The organism is Exiguobacterium sp. s102 (assembly GCF_018618635.1).
Classification (GTDB): Bacteria; Bacillota; Bacilli; order Exiguobacteriales; family Exiguobacteriaceae; genus Exiguobacterium_A; species Exiguobacterium_A oxidotolerans.
The window spans coordinates 155,969-179,041 of sequence record NZ_JACSML010000003.1 but is presented as its reverse complement, the minus strand read 5'-3'; the positions used below and the strand labels follow the sequence as shown (position 1 = coordinate 179,041).

The window sequence follows — 23,073 nt, the reverse complement described above, 5'->3', positions numbered from 1 at the left end:
CTTTTTTTGATTTAATCCGAACGCGTGAAGTAGTGAATCAATTGTTGGTTGAGGTAGGAACGGTTGTCTTCGAATTGACGTTTACGATGGCCATTGGCACCAGAGGGATGAGGAAAACCCGATAAAAGAAAATGTTTTCGAATCCGTCCTTGATGAAGTAAGGTCCGAACCGTCGCCTCAACGATTCGGCCGAGCGGAATAATCAGGGCAGGTTCGTTTAATTGATTCAATTCTGCTGCGAAGTGTTCATACGCATAGTGTCGGAGTAAAGGGATACGATCTATCTTCGGTTGATGACCACTGTAGTTTTTCCCGCGATAGAAAACAGGATGTTTTAAGATGGAGGTCGCATGGAGTAATTCCTGGTGTTCATTAAATAAAGTAGCGGTCGTCGGAATCGACAGCATTGTTGCAAAATCAAGTTCGTCCAGCATCGTTACGAGATTTCGACGCATCACACCGGAAAAGCTAGCTGAATAATTGGCGATTTTTGCCGCTTCCTCTAACGAAACGCCATGGTGTAAGGCATCGGCCATCTCTTCGAACGCGATTCGCATCTGTTCAAGTCCTGGCGTAATTCCGACGATAATGACTTTTGCGAAAGGATTGATGTAGTCACCGATTGGGGAATAATAGACCGATAACTCATGTTCTGTTTGCAATAAAAAATCTTCTGTACAAATATCTTCTCGTGTCAACGACCGGTCGACAGGCAAATCTCGAATGACTTGTTCAAAAATCGTTAAGGAATCAATCATAATATGTCCTCTCTCTCTAGTATTGGACATATAATAACAATAAATGGAACGATATACAATTTAACCCTTGTTAAATATTGTGCGAGGTTAATTGCAAAATAACGTTTGAAAAATTAAATCCCCGAATCGATTTAAGGATTCGGGGATTTAAGTCGTGTCGATTAACGTGTACTTTCTTTTACGGAGGCGACTTCATAGGTGATGATTTCACTGCCGAGCATCGGTGACTCCTGTGCCTCGCCTTCTTGCTGCGCAGGACGCTTATGCGATTCCTTGAAGTCATCACTGTTCCGCCATGCTTCGAAGTGCTTCATGTCTTCCCAGTACATGTTGACGTTCATTTCGTCATGTTCTTCGATATTTTGCGTTAAGAGAACTTCGACACGAATGAATCCGTCCATCGAGTCGAGACCACTCGGGCGTGTGAAGCGAGGTGCTAGTGCAGCAGCCATCCCTTTTTTGACTTTAATCCGGTTCGTTACGACGATCATAAAAACATCCCCTTTTATCGAATTACGTACCTCTTTAGTATAGTACGATGGAGAAAACAATGCTTGAAAGAAGGAAGTTGAACTATGAATGAACAAGAATATGAAACGCGGCTCCACATTAAAACGATTGATGTCCAGCACCTCTACAATGCCTTCAGTCACTATAACCGTTATGAACCGACCCCATATGCAGCCCTGGATGAGCTATGCGCGGTCTATCCGTTTCATCCTGAGGATACGGTGATTGATTTTGGGTGCGGGAAGGGACGACTGAACTTTTATCTTCACGATCGGTTTGACTGTTCCGTCATCGGAATCGAGATGAACGGTCAGTTTTATGAGGATGCACTGACGAATCAGATGAATTACTTAAAAAAAGTTAAAAAACGGCGCGGGAGTCTTCAATTTGAACATGTCTATGCAGAAAGTTATCCGATTCCGGTAGAAGCGACAAAATTTTATTTTTTTAACCCTTTTTCCGTTCAAATTTTTATCAAGGTCGTCAACCACATCTTACAGTCGGTCGAGCAGGCGCCACGGACCATCGATTTGATTCTTTATTATCCGGCAGATGAATACCGGTATTTTTTAGAGAACCAGACGGCGTTCGAACAAATCGAGGAAGTCCGGTTACGCGATTTATTCGAAAAAAATCATGATGAACGGTTTGTGATTTATCGATTCGCTACGTCCGACACGATGACAGAACGGGTATAACTAACTGTAGCCATTTCTTAAAAAAGAAATGAGGCGGTTGAAGTGATTTATCTCGAACATGTCACGAAAGCGTTCGCGTCGGGTAAAGGAATATTCGATGTCAGTTTTTCTGTCGAGCCGGGAATGGTCTTTGGTTTCATTGGTCCGAATGGGGCAGGGAAATCAACGGCACTTCGTCAATTGATGGGCTTGATTGCTGCTGACTCCGGTCATGCGACGATTGGTGGATTTGATTGCTGGGTTGAAACAAAAGAAGTGAAACGACTCGTCGGTTATCTGCCGGGAGAAATCAGTTTGCCGGGAGACTTTACGGGAGACCACATCTTACAGTTGATGCAACAATTGCATGGTGGGGACCGGAAGCGTCAAGCGGATTTACTTGAGCGCTTTCCGTTCGATCCGAAAACGAAGGTGCGGAAGATGTCTAAAGGTACAAAACAAAAACTCGCACTCGTCGGATGTTTCATGAAGGACGCACCGGTCTATCTCCTTGATGAGCCGACGAGCGGACTTGATCCGCTGATGCAGGAACGATTTCTGACGTGGTTAGAGGAAGAACGTCGCCTCGGAAAAGCAATCTTGATGAGTTCGCACCACTTCCCGGAGATGGAGAAGTCGTGCGACCGGGCAGCGTTGATAAAAGACGGACGAATCATCGTTGAATCCGATATCCATGAACTGATCCGGTCGAGCCGGAAACAGTATACGGTCGAATTCGGTCTTGCTGCACAGGCGGAACAATTTGCGATTCAAGTCGGGGCGACGCAAAAACAACAACGTGTCTCCTTTTTGACAAGTGACCAATTGACACTGAGTCAAGTTCTCCGTCTTCTGACTGCGTACGATATTCGTTCGATTCAGACGACGGCTGATGATTTGGAGCATGTCTTTTTGCACTATTACGGGGAGGGTGACGAATCATGAGCGTGGTCGTCTGGTCTTTACTCAAGCAGAACGTCAAACCGATCGTTGCCTATTCACTTGGTACCAGTTTGTACTTATTGTTGCTCGCCGCCTTGTATCCATCGATGATGAAGACCGGTCTGCTCGAGGCAAAACTCGAAGCTCTCCCAAAAGAATTGTTACAGGCATTCCAATATGACAAGGTGACGTTCAATAATCTGCTCGATCTCTTAGCCGGCAATTATTACGGCTTGATTTTTCAAGTTATTGCGACGTTTTATATGTTGTCCCTCGCGGCACGGTTACTTGCCCGTCCGATCGACAATGGCGAATTGATTTTATATCTAGCATCCCCGATCACGCGGATTCAATATACGGCAGCAGCGCTCATCGTCATGCTGATTGCGAGTACCTGTCTCATTCTATTGAATGGGCTCGTTTTACTGATGGCGGACTGGACGATGTCTGGTATCTCGATTGATGGTATGACTTTATTGCGACTGCAAGTCAATGCTTTGTTTTTGCTGTATGCGGTTGCTGGTTTCACGTTGTTTATCACGACACTCTTTGACGATGAGCGTCGTGCCTTTTCCGTCGCTGCCGGTGTCCTCGTCTTCTCGATTGTCTTGACGATTGGAGCGGGCTTAAGTGAAAAAACGGACTGGATGCGTTATGGATCGATCTTCAGTTTGTTTGATACGGGACGATTGCTGGCGGGGACAGAACATTTACTGTTGCACATCCTTCTACTTGTGCTAATCTGTCTGATGTTCAGTAGTTTTGCTTTTATCAGTTTTCGAAAACGGAATTTATCGATTTGAGGCATTTTTTTGACAAAACAAAGCGAAACAGCCTTTCGAAATCTACAGAAAGTGAACATTTAGGATTTGAACGTTGCGTAAGTGCCCGATTTTTACTAAGATAAAGGAATGTTATAGTTCTGGAAAAAGAAATGAGGTCTCACTAATGAATAAACCATCCATTTATGGATTAACAATTGAGCAGATGACAGACTGGTTATCGCATCAAGGTCACAAGCCGTTCCGTGCGAAGCAGGTTTGGGATTGGCTTTATCGTAAACGTGTCACTACTTTCGCTGAAATGACGAATGTCAACAAGGATTGCCTTGAGTTGTTAGATCAGAGTTTTGCGATTGGCTCGATGACAGAATCCGTTAAACAAGAATCAGCGGACGGAACAATCAAGTTCCTCTTCAAGTTGTATGACGGCAGTTTGATTGAAACAGTCCTCATGCGTCACAAATACGGACTCTCTGTCTGTGTGACGACACAAGTCGGTTGTAACATCGGCTGCAGCTTCTGCGCGAGTGGATTGATTAAGAAGAGCCGCGATTTGTCAGCTGGTGAAATCGTCGAACAAATCATGAACGTCCAACATCACCTCGATGCTGTCGGTAAAGAAGAACGTGTCAGCCACGTCGTCGTCATGGGTATCGGTGAGCCGTTTGATAACTTCGACAACATGGTCGACTTCTTGAACGTCATCAAAGATCACAACGGTCTTGCGATCGGTGCACGTCACATCACTGTTTCGACAAGTGGTCTTGCTGATAAAATCTACAAATTCGCAGATTTAAAACTTCAAGTGAACTTGGCGATTTCATTGCACGCACCAAACAACGAGTTGCGCACACAAATCATGAAAATCAACCGTGCGATTCCACTCGAAAAATTGATGCCTGCCATCGATTATTACGTGAAGACGACGAATCGTAAAATTACGATTGAGTACATCTTACTTCGTGGAGTCAATGACCAAAAAGCACAAGCAATCGAACTTGCGAAATTATTCGAAGACAAACGTCACTTGACGTATGTCAACTTGATTCCGTACAACCCGGTTGATGAGCATGGTCAATATCAACGGAGTACGTCAGAAGATATCTCGACATTCTACGATACGTTGAAAAAGAACGGTCTCAACTGTGGTGTTCGTCTCGAGCACGGGACAGACATCGATGCAGCATGTGGACAGTTACGTAGTAAACAAATCAAAAAAGATAAAGTCGCAGCAAAATAAGCAAGTGGAGCTTCCTGTCACTCTGACGGGAAGCTCTTTTGACGTCCTGCGGAAAGTAGCGCATAATGAGAGGTCATGAGATGTACGGTCAATTCGAAACTATATAATAAATGAGGGATTCACATGCCAAAAAAACCATTCACTGATTTTCAACTCAGTTCACCAATTTTAAAAGCGATTGAACAACTTGGTTACCATACTCCGACGGATGTCCAACAAGCCGTCATTCCGGTCGCCTTGTCTGAAAAAGATATCATCGTCAAATCACGCACAGGAAGCGGGAAAACGGCATCGTTCGGCATTCCACTCTGTGAACTCGTCGAGTGGGAAGAAAATAAACCACAAGCGCTAATTTTGACACCGACGCGTGAACTGGCGCTGCAAGTCACGGAAGACGTGATGAACATCGGGCGTTACAAGCGGATTAAAGCGACAGCCGTTTTCGGGAAACAGCCGTTCCGTGGTCAGGTCACGGAATTAAAACAGAAGACCCATATCGTCGTCGGAACACCAGGTCGTGTGCTCGATCACCTCGAGCGAGGGACACTTTCGCTTGAAAAGGTCAAATACCTTGTCCTGGATGAAGCGGATGAGATGCTGAACATGGGCTTCCTCGAGCAAGTCGATACGATTTTAAAACAACTGCCGACACAACGGACGACGATGTTGTTCTCAGCGACGTTCCCGCAAGACATTCACAAGCTGAGCGAACGTTACATGCAGTCGCCGAAAGAGGTCGAAATCACGACAAATGCAACCGAAATCGCTCAAATCGATCACAGTTATATTTCTGTAACCGATAAGACGAAATTCGCAATCTTGAAAGACGTCACGGTCGTCGAAAATCCGGACCGTTGTATGATTTTCTGCCGGACGAAAGAACATGTCGATTTTGTCGCCCAAGGACTGACGGCGATGGAGTATCCGGTCGAGAAAATTCACGGCGGGATGGAACAGGACGAGCGCCTTGCGGTCATGAAGGCATTCCGTGCAGGCGAATTCCGTTACTTGGTCGCGACAGACGTCGCAGCACGTGGAATTGACATCGAAAACATCACCCACGTCATCCAGTACGACATGCCGGTCGAAAAAGAAAGTTATGTGCACCGGACGGGTCGGACAGGGCGTGCGGGCGCAATGGGGAAAGCAATCAGCCTCGTGACGGAAGCGGATATGCGCCGTCTTCGTGAAGTCGAACAGTACCGTGGCGAAGCAATCGAAAAACGTCAAGCACCGACGGAACGTGAATTGATTCGGACGGCAGATGCGTTCGAAGAGAAAATCACGACGACGGATGTCCGCACATCAAAAACACAACAACTGAACGCTGACATCATGAAGCTCTATTTCAATGGCGGGAAGAAAAAGAAACTTCGGGCCGTTGATTTTGTCGGAACGATTGCGAAAATCGAAGGGATGACTGCTCAGGATATCGGGATCATCACGATTCAAGATACGGTAACGTATGTCGAGATTCTGAACGGTAAAGGGCCACTCGTCTTACGCGCGATGAAGACGACGAAGGTCAAAGGGAAACAACTGAAAGTATATGAAGCGTTTAAAAAATAAGAACTGAATGAAAAACAGCCGTTTTGAGAGAGCTTACTCTCCCGAAACGGCTGTTTTTTGCTGTAAGACTTGTCCGAGGTGGAGACCGCTCGCCGCTGCTTGCGAAAGCGAATGGGTCGCGCCGGAACAATCCCCGATTGCATACAGTCCCGTGATGTCTGTTTCGAAGTCGCGGGAGGTCGCGAGGACCGGAGCGTAAAACTTCCCGTCCATTCCGTAAAGCAATGTATCAGGGGAGAGCGGAGTTTCGAGCAAACGTTCGAGCCGCTCGAAAAATCCGAGTAACACGGTGAGATCTGTGTCCGGGACCTCGTCGAGCAGGTTTCCTGGTGTTGCTTCGAGCGTCGGGACGACTTGATTGTGAGCGATTCCGGTTGCTGTAGAAGCTACACCGGCAAGCAAGTCACCGAGACGTTGGACGACAATCCGGTCCGACCCCTGGTTGATTTGTCCGATGACTGAAGTCGCAAATTGATTCGCTGCGGTCAACGTATCGAAATAGCGTGGTAAAAACAACGTGAAGTTTAAATTTGCCGTCCCCGTCGTCTGTTCGCGGAAATTTTGTCCGTCCGGCATGACGAGACCTTCTTGATATTTGCGGATGATCCGACCGGTCGGATTCATGCAGTAGGTGACGGCCGTTCCAGCGTCAGATGCGTATGCCAGTTTCGTTTCGAACGTGTCCTGTAATACAGTCCGAAAAGGCGCTTCATCCATTTCAATCCGAATCCCGAGGTCGAGTCGTGTTTTCGTTTGCACCAGACCGAGCTGCTTTAGCTGCTGGCGCATCCAGTCCGTTCCGGAACGTCCGGTCGCAAGCACGACTCGTCGGCTCGAGAATGTCTCTGACGCTGTTTTGAGTGTGAATGTAGTATCCGCTTGCTTCTGTATCTGTTCGACTTGCGTCGAAAAGCGGAACGTGACCGTCTGCATCAACATGTCCTCCAGTCGGGCGAGCACCTGTTTCGTAAGTGAAGTTCCGAGATGACGGACGGACGTCTCGATTGTATGTAAACCAGCGTCTTCAGCACGCGCCGCAAATGACGCATTATGAGTGGAATACAAAGGGACCTCCAGTGCTCCATACTGACACAGGACGGCATCGACTTGTTGCATTAAGCGAAGTGTCGTTTCCGGACCTAACTTTTGTTCGAGTTCGCCCCCGAACTCTGTTGAATAATTGTATTTTCCTTCTGATTTACCGAGTCCGCCAAAGCCGAGGTAAGCGTCTGTCACGGTTCTTCCGGCTAACGGTTTTCCGGCGTCAATCACTAAGACGGATTGTCCGTCCTGTACGAGTTCGTGTGCCAGAAAAATTCCGGCGACACCTGCGCCGATGATCGTTACGTCATACACCTGCATCCGCTCCTTTTTCGTTCAGTATACAAAAGGATTGAGCCGAACTGAATTTAAATGCAAAGGAGGGACAGGAGATATAGCAAAAAGCACCCCGTAAAACGAGGTGCTCTCTTCGTCGTGCGGATTGCTTATTTCCAATCTGTGATGTCGTTGATTGGAAGACGGACTGATGGATATCCTGCGTCAACGGCTTTCCCGATTGAAAGGAGCATGACAGGGAGGTAACGATCTTTATCCATGCCGAAAGCTTCAGCGATTTGATCTTTTTCGTATCCACCGATTGGGTTTGTATCGTAACCGTGCGCACGGGCGACGAGCATCAATTGCATCGAAACAAGACCGGAGTCGATCAAGATGCTGTCACGAAGTGTGTCTGTATCTTCTGGGCGGTAGAATCCTTTGATTGCCGGAACTTGGCGATCGCGGACTTCTTGCGGCATAAGCCCTTTTTCAACAGCCATGTCGTAGATTGTATCGATGCTATCGACCGCATTCATGTCGCCGAACACAGCGATGACAGCAGATGATGTCTCGACTTGGACTTGGTTGAACTTCGCGAGTGGAGCGAGTGTCGCTTTTCCTTCTTCGCTGTCGATGACGAGGAAACGCCATGGTTGCATGTTGACGGAAGATGGTGCGAGTGTTGCTTCTTCAAGAATTTGTGTCATTTCTTCTTTTGAGATTTTTACATCCGTGTCGTAGTTACGGATTGAGCGACGGCCTTTTACGATTTCCATAAAGTCAGTAGTTGTTTGTGTTGTCATAGTATTCAATCTCCCTTGTTGTGTTCTCTATTTTTTGATGAAGCGAATCGAACTTATTTCCAGTCTGCGATATCGTTGATTGGAAGACGGACTGATGGGTATCCTGCATCAACAGCTTTCCCGATTGAAAGGAGCATGACTGGTACATAACGATCTTTATCCATGCCGAAAGCTTCAGCGATTTGATCTTTTTCGTATCCACCGATCGGATTCGTATCGTAACCGTGTGCACGAGCGACGAGCATCAATTGCATGGAAACAAGACCTGAATCGATCAAGATGCTGTCTTTAAGTGCGCTAGCAGGAACGTTTTCATACATACCTTTGATTGCCGGAACTTGACGGTCGCGGACTTCTTGCGGCATAAGTCCTTGTGCGACAGCTGTATCGTAAATGTTTTCAAGTTGATCGATCGCATTCATGTCACCGAAGACCGCGATGACAGCAGATGATGTCTCGACTTGGACTTGGTTGAACTTCGCGAGTGGAGCGAGTGTCGCTTTTCCTTCTTCGCTGTCGATAACGAGGAAACGCCATGGTTGCATGTTGACGGAAGACGGTGCGAGTGTTGCTTCTTCAAGAATTTGTGTCATTTCTTCTTTTGAGATTTTTACGTCCGTGTCGTAGTTGCGGATTGAACGACGGCCTTTTACGATTTCCATAAAGTCAGTAGATGTTTGTATTGTCATGAGTAAGCTCTCCTTTTTTATCGGGCAGTAGTTTTAGATAATGTTAACGCGTTATCTTCAATGCGCTGAATCATTTGTGCCAGTTGATCTTGTTCTTCTTCAGTAAAGCCGGTTAACAGACTTTCCAAGAAGTCATCTTTTTGCTGGCGCAATTGTGTGATACGCGTGGCACCCTCTGCAGTTAATGAGACGAGGATGACACGGTTATCGCTCTCAGAACGGACACGTTGAATCATTCCGTTCGTTTCGAGATGTTTTAAATGTCGCGTCACGGCAGCGTTGTCGACATTGACGCGTTGTTGCAATTCTTTTTGACTAATCGTCTTTCCGACCTCGAGTTGGGCTAGTAAGTCCATCCGAGTCTGACTGAAGCCATCTGTACATAAATCAAATTTTTGCGCGATCGTCTTATTGACCGAGACGAGCGCATAAATGAGGCGTCCTTTTTCCGTACAAGAAATACTCAAATCATCACATCCTTCCCTTCGTCCCAAGAAACCTTTGACGTATCAAAGATTGATATGTAAACGAATATAACGTGTATATTTTCTAGGTGCAACTAATCTGCTTCATCCACGAAAAAAAGATACCATTTCTTTCGAAACGATATCGAGTCAGGCGGCTCAGCTGATTTTTTGTTCGTTCGGTCGAACGACCCCAGCATCGATTGCGGCAATCATCCGCCGGAAATAGACTAACCAAAATTGAAGAAACGGTCCAATCAAAAAGATTGAGAGGATGGTCCCGAAAAAGACGGGGCCACCGAGTAACCAACCAAGACCACATGCCGTTATCTCCATGATTGTCCGCATCATCCGGATTGAGGTTCCGAAACGATCCGCTAACGTCAAGGTCAATCCGTCACGTGGACCGGCGCCGTATCCGACGGCGACGTATAGCCCTGCCCCCATGCCGATGATGAAAATACCGAAGATGAGCCATAAGGCGTTTAGCCAGACAGCTGAGAACGATGGAAGCAAATGAGAACCAAGTACGAGGTTCATGAAGACACCGACGAAAATTGCATTGACGAGTGTCCCGACTTGCGGTCGAATCCGGTCGAGTAAGTATTTGACGAGGACGAGCAGCAGACCGACGAGAAGAATGACCGTCCCGACTGACAAAGGTGTTTTGTTTTGAAGACCGAGATGCAGGACATCCCAAGTCGAGACACCGAGGTTAGCGGTGATCATGATGGAGGAACCGACGGCGAGTAAAAAGAGACCGCTTAAAAATAAGAACCACTTCAACGTTGCGCGCAGCAACCAGGACGTATGGAAACGTTTGAACATCGTTGCGTGTCACCTCGATTCAATAAGATACGTATTCGTTAACTGTATCACGTTCGTGGACTAAAGCAGAAGCAACAAATTGTCGAATGTCCAACTTGAGAAGGAGGGAGGTACGGCGAACGTCTCGTATACTTAAAGAAAGAAGAGGAGGGACGTCGATGCGATTGATCCGCCATCTCATCCGTTTTACATATCTTGAAGCGCTCTGTTGTATCTTTCCAGTAGCCATCTTTGCTGCACTCGCCTTATCACGTTATTTGCCGAGTGAACCGATTGCCCGTTATGACATCCTGTTACTGTGGTGTCTGTTCGTCCAAGTCGCCTTACTCGTGACTCGTTATGAAACGAAAGAAGAGTTCAAGCTGATTCTTATTTTTCACGTCATCGGATTAGGACTTGAGCTGTTTAAAGTCCACGTCGGCTCGTGGAGTTATCCGGAAGACGCTGTTTCGAAAGTGTTTGGTGTTCCGCTCTATGCGGGCTTCATGTATGCCAGTGTCGCGAGTTACATCTGTCAGGCGTTTCGGCGACTTGAGCTTCGGTTTACGTCCTTTCCACGTCCGACCCTCGCACTTGCTGTCGGGAGTTTGATTTACTTAAATTTTTTTACGCACCACTGGATGCTCGATTTACGGTGGTTCTTGATGGGACTCGTCATCGTCGTCTTCTTTAAATCGTGGGTCTACTTCCGACTAGAGGATACGGTTTACCGTCTCCCGCTTGTCTTATCATTTTTACTAATTGCCTGGTTCATTTGGCTGGCGGAAAACATCGTCACCTTTTTTAAGGGCTGGGTCTATCCGCATCAGCAAGAGGGCTGGGCACTTGTCGATTTTGGCAAATTATCGTCTTGGTTCTTACTCGTCATCATTACCGTCTTGATTGTCGTCGTCGAAAAATACCGAAGTGGCGACTCCGCAGTCGAAGTTAAATCGTAACCCGTAATAAAAAAATACCCGGTTGTTTTTTTACACGGGTGAAGCATCTTGACCTTGCTATAGTTGGAAAAAATAGCAAAGGGGTTTTTAACATGATGCATCACGTAATCGAACGAGCGAAGGAGTTAGTTACAAGCAAACTGAACATCGTCGAGACAGCAGACGACTGGGGTTTGTTACTTGAAGAAATCAACGGAATCGATGAATGGGTCCAGCTGTCGCAGTACTACGCGCCACGTCAAACAACGACGAAACTAGTAGAACGTCCGGAAACACCATCTAGCCTCCCGATCAAAATGATCCAGGAACGGAAGGAAGAAGTTGAACGGACTGTCGAACAACGGTATTCCTATACGTTCGAACGGCAATTAAAGGGCGGCTCGTTACGGGAATGGCCAAACAGTCATGTCTCAGAAACAGAAATCCGTGACTGGAACCTGGAGCATGGGATGGAAGTCCGTGTCCAAGTCCTACATCAAGATGAGCGCCGGACGTCGCTTGAAATCTTAGCCGTCGTCGCGACGGATCAAGTAAAACCACTTGCAGAGCGAATCGTTTTTGAAAAGTGTATCGTCAAGAACCATGGCATCATCGAAGCGACGATTGACGGTCCACTGCAAGATGAGACGGGAAAACCGTTCTATTACACGACACCACTCGAAGACATGCGGTTCTTCCAACTGAAAGCAGGTCAACTCGTCGACCTCGTCATGTGGAAAGGTCATCCGGAGACATTGACGATTGTTTGGAAACACGCATTTCATTATGAAGTACCGACCATGACGGAATTACCGGCACGCGACGTATCGAATGGTTCGCCCGAGTCCGCCACTGCGTCACCTGCAAACAAACAGGCGAAAACAGGACGCTACGACAAGATGATGCAACGGAAACCGAAGGCGAAGAAAGTCAAAAAAGAGCGGCGCCTCCGGGAAAAGAAAGTCCAGCAACTCGAACGTCTCGATACGACGACATTACCAGGTCAACCAATCGAATTCGTCGATAAAACGGCACTCGATTTTGCTTCCTACGACGGCATGCGTCTCGTCATCGTCGGTAATGAGCAACAGCGCGCCGTCTACCGCGACTTCTTTGCGGAGACGGGAGTCGAATTAATCCATCTTGGCGGTGATGCCCAAGCTGCGAAAAAAATTGCCTGTCTCGCGAAAAAGACAGATGCGATCGTCGTCGTCAAAAGTCGGGTTTCTCACGCAGCAGCGGCACATGTCCTCGTGCAAGCAAAAAAGCACGATATTCCGTTTGCGATTGAACGACTCGATGGACGACGCTCTTTGTATACGGCGTGCCAGCAACAACTTGAAAAAGCAATGGTCCAACGTTTACTAAAAGACGAGCGTTAAAAAGTGAAACCTCCTCAAAAATAAACCGTAAAGAAAGGTAGCACTTATTTTTGAGGAGGATCTTTCGATGTCAAAACAATTAAAATTAGCAGCGCGCGAGTCGTTGCAGGGACGATGGGGCTTCATGGCATTAATGATGTTGTTGTTCTTAATCATTCAAGGCGTTCCGAACGGATTTGCGTCCTCACCCGAAGAGGATTTCCAATTTATCGACTTGATTGGTATGCTCTTGACGGTGTTGACCTTACCGGTTGCAATGGGATGGTCATGGCTCGCCCTATCTGTCGCCCGAGACGAGCAGACGAAAGTCGCCGATTTGTTTGAGCCGTACAAAATGTTCTTGAAAGCCATTGGAGTGTCAATCGTCCAAACCTTTTTCTTAGGGCTATGGTTCTTACTTTTCATCATTCCAGGAATCATTAAGTCATTCTCTTACATGTTGACGTATTACATCATTCGGGACGAACCATCGATTGGCATCCTTGATGCCATTACACGTTCACGCCAAATGATGGATGGACACAAAAAAGAGGCGTTTTTCCTCGTCCTTTCATTCATTGGTTGGTTCTTGCTCGGAATTGTTACGATCGGGATTGGTTTCCTTTGGATTGGACCATACTTCAGTGTCACAATCGCGAAGTTCTACGATCGCGTACGGGGCGAAGAAGTTTCAACGACTGGTCGCCGGACAGTCATGATGGATGCAAATCACAATGACTCACCGTTCGTATCACCAGAATGAATTGATTTTGAACAGCACCATACAAAGCAGGGATTGCCATCTTAAACCGATGTGCAATTCCTGTTTTTAGCTTCTAGACAAAGAAGTATCAAGAAACAGAGTGATTTTCCAAATGTTTTTTAATTCCGATAGGAAAAGAAGGTTTAAAGGTTGCTTTACTCTGCTAAAAGATGTACGCTAATTTCAATTATTCTTATCACGAGAAGTCGAGGGACTGGCCCGACGACACTTCAGCAACCCCGCATGAGCGGAAGGTGCTACTTCCAAGAGGAATTTATTCCTTTGAAGATAAGAGCCGACAGTAGACATTCGTCGCTCTTTTCTAAACGAAAAGAGCGATTTTTTATGCAAAAAGGGGGCACAGGGGATGGAATACGGATTTTGGTTACCAATCTTCGGGGGTTGGTTACGAAACGTCGAGGATGAACAAATGCCAGCGACATTCGATTATGCGAAACAAGTCGCACAGACGGCAGAACGGATTGGCTTTTCTACGACATTGATTGCAGAATTGAACTTAAACGACATTAAAGGAATAGCCGAACCGAGTCTTGAGGCGTGGACGACGGCAGCGGCGATTGCGGCGACAACGGAACGGTTGGAAATCATGACAGCCGTCCGGCCCGGTTTTCATAATCCGGCGACGACAGCAAAAATGGCGGCGAACCTCGATCAGTTGAGTAACGGACGTTTTACGCTCAACGTCGTCTCGGCCTGGTGGGAGGAAGAAGCCCGTCAATACAATGGGATTTTTACAGCCCATGACGAACGATATGCCCGGACGGAAGAATTCGTGACGGTCATGAAAGGATTATGGGCGGACGCATCACCCTATAGTTTTGATGGGGCGTACTATCAGCTGGAACGGGCAGAGCTTCACCCGAAACCCGTTCAGCGTCCCGGAATCAAGCTCTACGCTGGTGGTGAGAGTGAGACGGGGAAACAGACGATCGTCAATCACTGTGATGCCTATGTCATACATGGAGGAACGGTCGATGAAGTCGCGACGAAAATTACGGATATGAAAACCCGCCGCGCGGCGACCGGGAAGCAGCCGCTTGCGAGTTTCGGACTGGCGGCCTACATCATCTGTCGCGAGACGGAAGAAGCGGCGCTCGAAGAATGGCACCGGATTACGAACGTTAAAGAAGACGGTGCCGGATATGCCGGGTATGACGACTTCGTCAGTAAATCGCAACTCGAACAACAGGTCAAACGAAATGACTATTCGGTCTCAAACCGGGGACTGCGTCCGAACTTGATTGGGACGCCGGATCAAATCGCAGAACGGATTCTTGAATTTGAAGCAGTCGGCGTGACGTTGCTCTTGCTTCAATTTTCTCCGCAACTCGAAGAAATGGAACGCTTTGCCCGCGAGGTCATGCCACGCGTCGAAGCGAAACGAAAGGTAGGTCAACTAAAATGACGAAAATTCATATCTTACACGAAAATCAGGAATGGACGGATCATTTAATCAAGCGACTCGAGGAACTCAACTTACCGTATGAACAGTGGCACCTCAACGAAGGGGTCGTCCCGCTCGATGAAACACCACCGGAAGGCGTTTTTTACAGCCGGATGAGTGCCTCGTCCCATACGCGCGGGCACCGCTATGCACCAGAATTGACGGAAGGGGTCCTCGCTTGGCTCGAAGAACATGACCGGACCGTTTTCAACGGAACCCGTGCGTTACGACTCGAGGTCAGTAAGGTCAACCAATACACCGCCTTACGAAAAGCAGGTATCCGTGTTCCGAAAACGACGGCAGCCGTCGGACGTGATCAAATCGTCCAAGCCGCTCAAAACATCGGAGTATCGTCGTTCATCACGAAACACAATCGTGCCGGTAAAGGACTCGGCGTTCAATTGTTCCACTCGATTGAAGCACTCGAGACGTATCTTGACGGACCGACATTCGATGAGCCGGTCGACGGCATCACGTTGATTCAAGAGTACATTCAAGCACCTGAACCCTACATTACGCGTTGTGAATTCGTCGGTGGTAAGTTCGTCTATGCGGTCCGTGTCGATACGTCGGAAGGATTCGAGCTCTGCCCCGCGGATGCTTGTGTCATCGATGATTTGTTCTGCCCGGTCGGAGAAGAGGCGGCAGAGACACCGATGAAATTCCAAATTGTCGACGGGTTCGATGACCCGATCATCGCCCAGTATGAAGCGTTCCTGCAAGAAAATAAAATCGCGGTCGCCGGGATTGAGTTCATCAAGGATGCAGACGGGACGATTTATACGTACGACGTCAATACGAATACGAATTACAATTCGGACGCTGAAGCGGCAGCTGGGAAGTTCGGGATGCTGGAACTCGCAACATTCCTAGGTCATGCGTTAGAACGTCAAACCGTGAAGTGAACATCAAAAACCACTTGAAGTAAGAAAAATACCCTGATTGTGCCGGAGTCGAGCGTTAGAACGACGGACATCAGGGTATTTTTAAACTAAAAGGAGGTGGTGTCATGGTGACGTGGCGTGAAGAAAAAGTACTTGCGATTCCAATCGAACAGGCGTGGCATCTGTTTGATCACGATCGACTGCAACGACTCATTCCGGGTGTCGTCCAGCATGAGGTGATTGAACGTAAGCCGGGCGTCGTCGGATCGACGTACCGGCAAACCTACATGCAAGGGAATCGTCTTGAAACCTACATCGTGACCGATCTCGCTTATACGAATGAACCGGACTATAAACAAAATACGATTGGTTTTACGTTAGCGAAGATGTTTCGCCTTGAGATGTCGTTTGCGCTGAAGCGAATCGATGCGACGAGCTGCCGTTTGATTTACACGGGGAAAAATGAAGGCGTCAACTTCGTCGGTCGCAGTCTCTTATCGTTAGGCGGAGAACGTGAAAACGAGAAAATCGTCAAAGGATTTCTCGAGCGGCTCGAAAAAGAAGTGAAGCAAATCCAAGAATAAAAAGGTACGCTTACTCTCGATTACTGCGAGAATAGGCGTACCTTTTTAAGTAAGGAAGATGATACTTAACAAAAAAATATAAACGTATTTACAAAAAACTGCCCCCGATTAACGAGGACAGTAGACAAATCAATGTGCGTATAACGCAGTCAATTGTTGTTGGATTGAATCGTTGTTGAGGTACTCATCGTACGTCGTTTCTTTATCGACGATTCCGTTTGGTGTGAGTTCGATGATCCGGTTCGCAATTGTTTCGACGAACTGATGGTCATGCGAGCTGAAGAGCATCGCACCTTTGTAAGCAATCAAGCCATCGTTGAGTGCTGTGATTGATTCGAGGTCTAAGTGATTCGTCGGATCGTCAAGGACGAGGACGTTTGAACCACTGAGCATCGCTTTCGATAACATACAACGGACTTTTTCTCCCCCAGAGAGGACTGACGCTTTTTTCATGACTTCTTCTCCGGAGAAGAGCATCCGACCGAGGAAACCACGGAGGAATGTGTCACTTTCATCAGCTGGTGAGTATTGGCGCAACCAATCGAGAATCGTTTTGTCAGACCCTTCGAAGAACTCCGAGTTGTCTTTTGGCAAGTACGATTGTGACGTCGTAACACCCCATTTGAATGTCCCGCTGTCTGCTTCCATTTCACCCATCAAAATTTTAAACAGTGTTGTGATGGCGATATCGCTTTGGCTGATGAATGCCACTTTGTCTGTTTTATTTAATGAGAAACGGACGTTGTCGAGGACTTTGACGCCATCGATTGTCTTCGAGAGTCCTTCAACCGTCAACAAATCGTTTCCGATTTCACGTTCCGGTGAGAAACCGACGAACGGATAGCGGCGTGATGACGGACGGATGTCGTCAAGTGTGATTTTATCGAGCAACTTCTTCCGTGACGTCGCTTGTTTCGCTTTTGAAGCATTCGAGCTGAAACGCGCGATGAAGGCTTGAAGTTCTTTAATTTTTTCTTCTTTTTTCTTGTTTTGGTCGCCAGCCATCCGTGAAGCGAGTTGGCTTGACTCATACCAGAAATCATAGTTCCCGATATAGAGTTGAATTTTCCCGTAGTCGAGATCGGCCATGTGCGTACAGACGTTGTTGAGGAAGTGACGGTCGTGGGAAATAACGATGACCGTGTTCTCAAACCCGATCAGGAATTCTTCGAGCCATTTGACGGCTTTCAAATCAAGACCATTGGTCGGCTCATCGAGTAACAGAATATCCGGCTTACCGAACAACGCTTGCGCGAGCAAGACTTTAACTTTTTCTCCACCTGTTAATTCAGCCATTGTTTTTGTGTGAAGGCTTTCTTTGATTCCGAGACCTTGAAGGAGCATCGCAGCTTCAGACTCAGCTTCCCAACCATTCATTTCTGCGAATTCTCCTTCGAGTTCAGCGGCACGCATGCCGTCTTCATCCGAGAAGTTTTCTTTCATATAAATTGCATCTTTTTCTTTCATGACTTCATACAGACGTTTGTGTCCCATCATGACGGTTTCGATGACTTGGAACTCTTCATATTCATAGTGGTTCTGACGGAGTACGCCAAGACGCTCACCCGGTGTGATGATGACATCGCCTTGTTGTGCTTCGATGTCTCCTGCAAGAATTTTGAGGAAAGTCGATTTACCGGCGCCGTTCGCACCAATCAGACCGTAACAGTTACCTGGTGTGAACTTGATGTTGACGTCTTCGAATAATTTGCGGTCCGCAAAGCGGAGGCCGACGTTTTGTACTGTAATCATATAGAGATGAACCCTCGTTTCTAGTGTGTGATGTGCTGTTACGAGTGTACCACAAAATGATACGGCTCGTTTCAAGGACAAAGTTCTTTACATGTTAAGACAGATTCTAAAAATAAGCAACCATGGTCATGAAACATTTTCTGAAATCAACCGTATAAGTTAAAGAGACAGGATGAAGGAGGGATGAGAAATCATGGCAACATTGTTTACCTTACTGTTTTTCGCACTCATCGCCTTGTTAGGAATCGAACTGTATAAATATATCCAAGACAAAATTGACAAAGGGGACTCATAATGAGAGAAATCAAACCAAAGAAAAGAATTAACCCAGCGATGATCATCGCCGGTGTCATCGTCGTTGCACTCCTTGCCATGACACCGTTCATCGTCGAACAGATTGAACCGGGGCAAGTCGGTGTCGTCTACAAACCGTCAAGCGGTGTCCAGGACGAAACACTTTCGCAAGGGTGGCACGTCGTTTCACCGATCACACGTGTGACGGAGTATCCGATTCGGACACAAACGAAGTCGCTCGACAATATGACACTCGCGACAAAAGACGGGAAGAACATTGTTGTCGACTTTACGTACAGTTTTGCAGTCTCTCCCGATCAAGTCACGAAAGTATTCAATAAGTTCGGACCGATCGATATCGATGAAATCGCAGATGGCTATTTGAAACAACGTTTATATGATGCGTCACGAGAGCAAATTTCGAAAGTAACGGTACTCGAATTGTTCGGTGAAGAGTCAGGAAATGTTTCAACGAGCATCCAAACGCAATTTGCAGAAGACGTTAAAAAAATCGGTTTCATCATTGAGGACGTTGCACTCGGTGCTCCGAAACCAGATGAAAAAACACAAGAAGCCATCGATTCTCGTGTTAAAGCTTCACAAGAGCTAGATAAGAAGAAAACGGATCTCGCGATTGCCAAAGCTGAAGCAGAACGACTTCGTGTCGAGGCACAAGGGGAAGCAGATGCGCGTTTGATTGAAGCGCAAGGTTTGGCGAAAGCACAGAAGGAACTTCAAAAAACGTTGACTGCCGAAATGATTCAATATGAAGCTGTCAAGAAGTGGGACGGAAAGTCACCACTTGTGAGTGGATCGGGCAGCATGGTGCAGTTGCCGCTTCCGGATCAGGAAACAGAGAAGGAATAAGTAATGGAATACACCTTCCGATGGGAAGGTGTATTTTTTTGAAGATTTTAAACAGTAAATTATAATTTTGATAAAGTGATACGAGAGAATAAATGAGTTATATCAAGCATATAAACATATTTCAGGAAAAAAATAAGAAAGATACATCTTTTAAATTGTAAAATAATTGGTTTATTTTAGTGTTTATAAGGTAATTGTTGAAGTAAGTCGTGAATGAGTTAATCGTAATCGGTCGTTAGGAGGGGGAGGTAGTGGTTGATAAAAAAATCTCCAATCCAATCTATCCCAACAATATTAGTGCTTATTATTTTCTTGTCAGGCACACACGCTTTAGCGAATGCAACTTCGATTACGATTAAAGGTAATCCGACGTTAAAAGAATGTGTAAGCATTCTCGAAGCACAACCGCCACCTGACCAAAATGCAATCGATGTAGTCGATTATTGTGAAAACACCTTGAATGAAGCAGAAAATGAATCCAACGAAGAAGCAAAAAAGGAAGAAGACGATAGGGCAAAAGGTGAGGATCAAGCGGTCGTGCCACCAGAAAACGACGAACTTGATCACGCAGAGCCTGCGTCACCGGAAGCATCTTCAACACCCGAGAGTGAAATACCCCTGACACCAGAACCTCAAGCACCAGAAGAGGAAGAGTCCCCAACACCCGAGAGTGAAATACCCCTGACACCAGAACCTCAAGCACCAGAAGAGGAAGAGTCCCCAACACCCGAGACTGAGATACCCCCGACACCAGAACCTCAAGCACCAGAAGAGGAAGAGTCCCCAACACCCGAGACTGACATACCCCTGACACTAGATCCTCAAGTACCTGAAGAGAAAGAATCACTAGAATCCGAGGATGAATCATCAACTGCATCAAAGTCACAAAATCCTGCATTAGAGGATAAGGAAATACCTGTCGACGAAGGAGCGGAAAAAGCAGAACAAAGAGGAGCACTCGATGTCGCGTTGGTAGGATCGGTCAACCTGACCGCCGCCTATGAAGCAGCGCAAAGGAAAATTACGTTGACTGCGGATATGCAATCCGTTTTGAGTTTAGGATTAGGAAGCAAATACGTGATTTTTCAACTCCCACAGGAAGTGATGCAATCGATTCAGGCAGGGACAATCAGTTTGAGTTATTCCTATACAGGATTGCTGGGCGCGAAGGTTGCAAATGTACCGGCCAGTTCGATTCAACAAAACGGTAATCAAATTTATGCAAAAGTCGGTTCTTTGCTTGCACTCTCACTTTTATCAAAAGATATCTTTACGTTAAGTTTCAAAGTCAATCCACTTCCGGTCGGAACAAATTCAGTGTATACATTTGAAAGTTCATTGACGAGTAGTGTAGTCGATTTGGATGTTTTAAATAGTGGTCTTGGAATGGCGACTTTAACAATCGGTCCCGTATTTAACCTTAAAGTACCTGAAGTTCTCGATTTTGGAACACAGGAAATCAAAGGGAGAGAAGGTGTAATCAATCGAAAAACAGCGATGACGATTGAAATCTCGCATCAAAATGCTTTGAATTATGATTGGAAACTTCGCGCTAGGTTGACGGCACCACTCTCGAGCGAGGGAGGTGATGTACTAGATGACGTGCTGCTCTTTAAAGTCGGTGCGACAAATCAAACGTTACAAACCATTGATAGCGAAATTGCATCCGGGAAAATGGGAGCGACATCAACAATTTTGACGTATGGACCAAGTGAAGGAATCATTCTCGATTTGACAGGGAAACGACCACGAGCTACTACGTATCAGACGCAAATTCAATGGACATTAGTTAATGCACCATGAGAAGGGGAGATTTGAATGAAAAAACAGTCAACCGTTACTTCATTGTTTGCTAGTGCACTACTACTAGGTGGACCGTCCCTCGTATTTGCAGAAACGTCGTCAGGAAGTTCAACCGCGACCATCACTTTTGAGACGAATAAAGCACCTGACATTCTGGATCCAGCCAATCCCGATGATTCGTACACACCTGACCCAGGTAAGGGTGAAAACACACCGACCGGTAATACAGGACCGTTGACATTAGATTATGCACCGAATTTTAACTTTGGGACACATGAAATTCTTGGAAGTGATGCTATTTTTGAATCGACTGACGAAAAACCCTTTTTACAAGTGACAGACCGGCGTGTCGTGTTGTCTGAATGGACGGTTACTGCCAAGCTGAATACGTTCACGAGTGGAGGGGAAAACACGTTGCCTGGAGCATCATTATCGATAGCGGAAGGCATCGTGAATACACCTACCTATAACGTCGGAGCGACGGCACCCGTGACAAGCGCGATTGAATTGCTTGCGGGTGGTGAAGCAGTAGATATTTTAACGTCGACAGCTGGATCGCCTTACTCTTGGTTACTATCTTGGTTGGGTACTGATGTATCACCTGAGACGGACGGATCACTTTGGTCGAATGACAACATTACATTGAATGTTCCATTGAATCAACAAATCAAAGGAACCCACGTCGCGACAATCGACTGGGTATTAACGGATTCGATTCCTTGATTAAGGAGGGGATGAGTTGATTAAACGTGGTATAGAGTATCTTGTTGGATTCAGTGGAGTCATCTATCTACTCATGACCGGAGTAGTCGTCAGTGCCGAGAGTAACGTCAATTTTTCGGTTGAAGCGATACCGAATGAATTTCAAGTGGATTCTGGTGTCACGTATTTCGATTTAAGGATACCTCCGGAACAACGAACTGATATGAAAATTCGGATTTATAATCACGGATCAGACGATCAGTCCTATCTTGTCTCGCTCCGAAATGCGACGACGAACGGGAACGGGTTGATTGTATATGAAGAGAAAGGACCATTGACGCTCGCGGAAGTGTCCCTATCCGAGTTAGCTCGCGTGTCGGAAAAGCCAATTACAATTAAAGCAGGAGAGTCGAAAATCGTTTCGTTGAAGCTGACTTTGCCGAAACGAGCGATTGAAGGGGTCCTGCTCGCAGGTATTGAAATCAAGAAACAGGACAAACCAGAAGAGGCATCCGCAGAAGTCGGTGTTCAAAGTCGTCAAGCGTACGTCATTGGTGTAAAGGTTCGATCATCAATCCGGGAGATTGAACCGGATTTGCTGTTCGAGGGAGTAAAAGCAACTTCCTATCTGTCTCGTCCGAGCGTCCTCGTCACCCTCGCGAACCAAGCACCTGCCATCAGTGAAAAATTTCAGGTGGAAGCTGTCGTCAAAAAAGGTGGAAAGGTCATCGTTCGTAAAGAAATGACGGCTCAATTCGCTCCGACGACATACATGACGTTCCCACTTACATCAATGGGAATTTTGAAGCCGGGAACATATCAACTCGATGTTAAAGTAATCGGGAAAGAAAAAAACTGGACGTGGCAGGATGATTTTACAATTAGTGAAAAACAAGTGGAACAGATGAAAAAAACGGTTCCTGACGTCGAACAACATCCGAATTCGTTCCTTGGAGACACATCGAAAATGTTGATGATCGTTTCGTTTTCTATCATCGTTCTTTTACTCGGTTACATTTATCACTTGAAACGAAAAGCATCTTCCGAATGATAAACAAGCGGCCCTGCTGATTCAGCAGGGCCGCACGTGTGAAGGTAC

23 protein-coding genes and 1 riboswitch are annotated in these 23,073 nt (G+C 46.5%); of the genes, 15 read left to right on the top strand and 8 right to left on the bottom strand.

Annotated features, from left to right (window positions below):
• Nucleotides 1-11 precede the first annotated feature (11 nt).
• Together KNQ02_RS10655 and KNQ02_RS10650 are read right to left on the bottom strand one after the other, a co-directional pair.
• A complete protein-coding gene (locus KNQ02_RS10655; RefSeq protein ID WP_088838245.1) occupies nucleotides 12-758 on the bottom strand; it encodes a uracil-DNA glycosylase family protein in 747 nt (248 codons plus the stop codon).
• A gap of 161 nt (nucleotides 759-919) precedes the next feature.
• Complete coding sequence (locus KNQ02_RS10650; RefSeq protein WP_029332105.1) at nucleotides 920-1,249, bottom strand: heme oxygenase; 330 nt, start codon at nucleotides 1,247-1,249, stop codon at nucleotides 920-922.
• Nucleotides 1,250-1,333: 84 nt separating this feature from the next.
• Here KNQ02_RS10650 and KNQ02_RS10645 point away from each other — a divergent pair, with 84 nt between their 5' ends.
• The 5 genes from KNQ02_RS10645 (at nucleotide 1,334) to KNQ02_RS10625 (ending at nucleotide 6,478) form a co-directional block, all read left to right on the top strand.
• Nucleotides 1,334-1,966 carry a methyltransferase gene (locus KNQ02_RS10645; RefSeq protein WP_214766294.1) on the top strand — a complete coding sequence of 211 codons (633 nt, stop codon included), beginning with the start codon at nucleotides 1,334-1,336 and terminating at the stop codon, nucleotides 1,964-1,966.
• A gap of 42 nt (nucleotides 1,967-2,008) precedes the next feature.
• Nucleotides 2,009-2,890, top strand: coding sequence for an ABC transporter ATP-binding protein (locus KNQ02_RS10640; protein ID WP_214808480.1), 882 nt, complete (start codon nucleotides 2,009-2,011; stop codon nucleotides 2,888-2,890).
• Nucleotides 2,887-3,690, top strand: coding sequence for an ABC transporter permease subunit (locus KNQ02_RS10635; protein ID WP_214766298.1), 804 nt, complete (start codon nucleotides 2,887-2,889; stop codon nucleotides 3,688-3,690). The genes KNQ02_RS10640 and KNQ02_RS10635 overlap by 4 nt, the downstream gene beginning before the upstream one ends.
• 145 nt (nucleotides 3,691-3,835) lie before the next feature.
• Nucleotides 3,836-4,909, top strand: coding sequence for a dual-specificity RNA methyltransferase RlmN (gene rlmN, locus KNQ02_RS10630; protein WP_088838241.1), 1,074 nt, complete (start codon nucleotides 3,836-3,838; stop codon nucleotides 4,907-4,909).
• Nucleotides 4,910-5,032: 123 nt separating this feature from the next.
• The gene (locus KNQ02_RS10625) at nucleotides 5,033-6,478 is read left to right on the top strand and encodes a DEAD/DEAH box helicase (protein ID WP_214766300.1); all 1,446 of its coding nucleotides are present in this window, start codon (nucleotides 5,033-5,035) and stop codon (nucleotides 6,476-6,478) included.
• A gap of 33 nt (nucleotides 6,479-6,511) precedes the next feature.
• On the opposite strand, the gene KNQ02_RS10620 is transcribed toward KNQ02_RS10625, so the two are convergent.
• From KNQ02_RS10620 to KNQ02_RS10600, 5 genes are all read right to left on the bottom strand, one after another.
• The gene (locus KNQ02_RS10620; RefSeq protein WP_214808476.1) at nucleotides 6,512-7,834 is read right to left on the bottom strand and encodes an NAD(P)/FAD-dependent oxidoreductase; all 1,323 of its coding nucleotides are present in this window, start codon (nucleotides 7,832-7,834) and stop codon (nucleotides 6,512-6,514) included.
• Between the two features lie 131 nt (nucleotides 7,835-7,965).
• Nucleotides 7,966-8,601, bottom strand: a complete 636-nt coding sequence (locus KNQ02_RS10615; protein WP_214805337.1) for a nitroreductase family protein — start codon at nucleotides 8,599-8,601, stop codon at nucleotides 7,966-7,968.
• A 53-nt stretch (nucleotides 8,602-8,654) separates the two neighbouring features.
• Nucleotides 8,655-9,290: a nitroreductase family protein gene (locus KNQ02_RS10610; protein WP_214808473.1), complete on the bottom strand. Its 636-nt coding sequence runs from the start codon at nucleotides 9,288-9,290 to the stop codon at nucleotides 8,655-8,657.
• A gap of 17 nt (nucleotides 9,291-9,307) precedes the next feature.
• Complete coding sequence (locus KNQ02_RS10605) at nucleotides 9,308-9,757, bottom strand: MarR family winged helix-turn-helix transcriptional regulator (protein WP_251135072.1); 450 nt, start codon at nucleotides 9,755-9,757, stop codon at nucleotides 9,308-9,310.
• Nucleotides 9,758-9,913: 156 nt separating this feature from the next.
• Nucleotides 9,914-10,582, bottom strand: a complete 669-nt coding sequence (locus KNQ02_RS10600) for a YczE/YyaS/YitT family protein (RefSeq protein ID WP_214808467.1) — start codon at nucleotides 10,580-10,582, stop codon at nucleotides 9,914-9,916.
• Between the two features lie 158 nt (nucleotides 10,583-10,740).
• Here KNQ02_RS10600 and KNQ02_RS10595 point away from each other — a divergent pair, with 158 nt between their 5' ends.
• The 6 genes from KNQ02_RS10595 (at nucleotide 10,741) to KNQ02_RS10570 (ending at nucleotide 16,556) form a co-directional block, all read left to right on the top strand.
• Nucleotides 10,741-11,520: a DUF817 domain-containing protein gene (locus KNQ02_RS10595; protein ID WP_214808464.1), complete on the top strand. Its 780-nt coding sequence runs from the start codon at nucleotides 10,741-10,743 to the stop codon at nucleotides 11,518-11,520.
• Between the two features lie 92 nt (nucleotides 11,521-11,612).
• Nucleotides 11,613-12,881, top strand: a complete 1,269-nt coding sequence (locus KNQ02_RS10590; RefSeq protein ID WP_214808462.1) for a DUF2325 domain-containing protein — start codon at nucleotides 11,613-11,615, stop codon at nucleotides 12,879-12,881.
• A 67-nt stretch (nucleotides 12,882-12,948) separates the two neighbouring features.
• Nucleotides 12,949-13,623, top strand: coding sequence for a DUF975 family protein (locus KNQ02_RS10585; protein ID WP_214808460.1), 675 nt, complete (start codon nucleotides 12,949-12,951; stop codon nucleotides 13,621-13,623).
• 190 nt (nucleotides 13,624-13,813) lie between these two features.
• A riboswitch (SAM riboswitch) is annotated at nucleotides 13,814-13,918 on the top strand.
• A 72-nt stretch (nucleotides 13,919-13,990) separates the two neighbouring features.
• Nucleotides 13,991-15,049, top strand: coding sequence for an LLM class flavin-dependent oxidoreductase (locus tag KNQ02_RS10580; RefSeq protein ID WP_214808458.1), 1,059 nt, complete (start codon nucleotides 13,991-13,993; stop codon nucleotides 15,047-15,049).
• On the top strand, nucleotides 15,046-15,993 hold the full coding sequence (locus KNQ02_RS10575; protein ID WP_088838231.1) for an ATP-grasp domain-containing protein: 948 nt from the start codon (nucleotides 15,046-15,048) through the stop codon (nucleotides 15,991-15,993). Before KNQ02_RS10580 ends, KNQ02_RS10575 begins: the two co-directional genes overlap by 4 nt.
• Nucleotides 15,994-16,097: 104 nt before the next feature.
• Entirely contained in the window at nucleotides 16,098-16,556 is a 459-nt protein-coding gene (locus tag KNQ02_RS10570) for an SRPBCC family protein (protein WP_088838230.1), read from the top strand.
• A 129-nt stretch (nucleotides 16,557-16,685) separates the two neighbouring features.
• Here KNQ02_RS10570 and KNQ02_RS10565 read toward each other — a convergent pair whose 3' ends face one another.
• Nucleotides 16,686-18,308: an ABC-F family ATP-binding cassette domain-containing protein gene (locus tag KNQ02_RS10565; RefSeq protein ID WP_088838229.1), complete on the bottom strand. Its 1,623-nt coding sequence runs from the start codon at nucleotides 18,306-18,308 to the stop codon at nucleotides 16,686-16,688.
• A gap of 294 nt (nucleotides 18,309-18,602) precedes the next feature.
• Here KNQ02_RS10565 and KNQ02_RS10560 point away from each other — a divergent pair, with 294 nt between their 5' ends.
• The 4 genes from KNQ02_RS10560 to KNQ02_RS10545 all read left to right on the top strand — a co-directional run bounded on the left by KNQ02_RS10560 (nucleotide 18,603) and on the right by KNQ02_RS10545 (nucleotide 23,025).
• Nucleotides 18,603-19,469, top strand: a complete 867-nt coding sequence (locus KNQ02_RS10560; protein ID WP_088838228.1) for a prohibitin family protein — start codon at nucleotides 18,603-18,605, stop codon at nucleotides 19,467-19,469.
• A gap of 255 nt (nucleotides 19,470-19,724) precedes the next feature.
• Nucleotides 19,725-21,272, top strand: coding sequence for a hypothetical protein (locus KNQ02_RS10555; protein WP_214808456.1), 1,548 nt, complete (start codon nucleotides 19,725-19,727; stop codon nucleotides 21,270-21,272).
• Nucleotides 21,273-21,287: 15 nt separating this feature from the next.
• Nucleotides 21,288-21,995 (top strand): WxL domain-containing protein, encoded by a 708-nt coding sequence (locus tag KNQ02_RS10550; RefSeq protein WP_088838226.1) that lies wholly within the window; start codon nucleotides 21,288-21,290, stop codon nucleotides 21,993-21,995.
• 16 nt (nucleotides 21,996-22,011) lie between these two features.
• Nucleotides 22,012-23,025 (top strand): WxLIP family cell surface protein, encoded by a 1,014-nt coding sequence (locus tag KNQ02_RS10545; RefSeq protein ID WP_214808454.1) that lies wholly within the window; start codon nucleotides 22,012-22,014, stop codon nucleotides 23,023-23,025.
• The last annotated feature ends 48 nt before the right edge of the window (nucleotides 23,026-23,073 follow it).

Coding starts and splice junctions, on each gene's coding strand:
- KNQ02_RS10565 (WP_088838229.1), bottom strand. CDS start 18,308: ATGATTACAGTACAAAACGTCGGCCTCCGCTTTGCGGACCGCAAATTA.
- KNQ02_RS10635 (WP_214766298.1), top strand. CDS start 2,887: ATGAGCGTGGTCGTCTGGTCTTTACTCAAGCAGAACGTCAAACCGATC.
- KNQ02_RS10610 (WP_214808473.1), bottom strand. CDS start 9,290: ATGACAATACAAACATCTACTGACTTTATGGAAATCGTAAAAGGCCGT.
- KNQ02_RS10595 (WP_214808464.1), top strand. CDS start 10,741: ATGCGATTGATCCGCCATCTCATCCGTTTTACATATCTTGAAGCGCTC.
- KNQ02_RS10575 (WP_088838231.1), top strand. CDS start 15,046: ATGACGAAAATTCATATCTTACACGAAAATCAGGAATGGACGGATCAT.
- KNQ02_RS10655 (WP_088838245.1), bottom strand. CDS start 758: ATGATTGATTCCTTAACGATTTTTGAACAAGTCATTCGAGATTTGCCT.
- KNQ02_RS10560 (WP_088838228.1), top strand. CDS start 18,603: ATGAGAGAAATCAAACCAAAGAAAAGAATTAACCCAGCGATGATCATC.
- KNQ02_RS10585 (WP_214808460.1), top strand. CDS start 12,949: ATGTCAAAACAATTAAAATTAGCAGCGCGCGAGTCGTTGCAGGGACGA.
- KNQ02_RS10645 (WP_214766294.1), top strand. CDS start 1,334: ATGAATGAACAAGAATATGAAACGCGGCTCCACATTAAAACGATTGAT.
- KNQ02_RS10625 (WP_214766300.1), top strand. CDS start 5,033: ATGCCAAAAAAACCATTCACTGATTTTCAACTCAGTTCACCAATTTTA.
- KNQ02_RS10600 (WP_214808467.1), bottom strand. CDS start 10,582: ATGTTCAAACGTTTCCATACGTCCTGGTTGCTGCGCGCAACGTTGAAG.
- KNQ02_RS10550 (WP_088838226.1), top strand. CDS start 21,288: ATGAAAAAACAGTCAACCGTTACTTCATTGTTTGCTAGTGCACTACTA.
- KNQ02_RS10570 (WP_088838230.1), top strand. CDS start 16,098: ATGGTGACGTGGCGTGAAGAAAAAGTACTTGCGATTCCAATCGAACAG.
- KNQ02_RS10615 (WP_214805337.1), bottom strand. CDS start 8,601: ATGACAACACAAACAACTACTGACTTTATGGAAATCGTAAAAGGCCGT.
- rlmN (WP_088838241.1), top strand. CDS start 3,836: ATGAATAAACCATCCATTTATGGATTAACAATTGAGCAGATGACAGAC.
- KNQ02_RS10580 (WP_214808458.1), top strand. CDS start 13,991: ATGGAATACGGATTTTGGTTACCAATCTTCGGGGGTTGGTTACGAAAC.
- KNQ02_RS10650 (WP_029332105.1), bottom strand. CDS start 1,249: ATGATCGTCGTAACGAACCGGATTAAAGTCAAAAAAGGGATGGCTGCT.
- KNQ02_RS10590 (WP_214808462.1), top strand. CDS start 11,613: ATGATGCATCACGTAATCGAACGAGCGAAGGAGTTAGTTACAAGCAAA.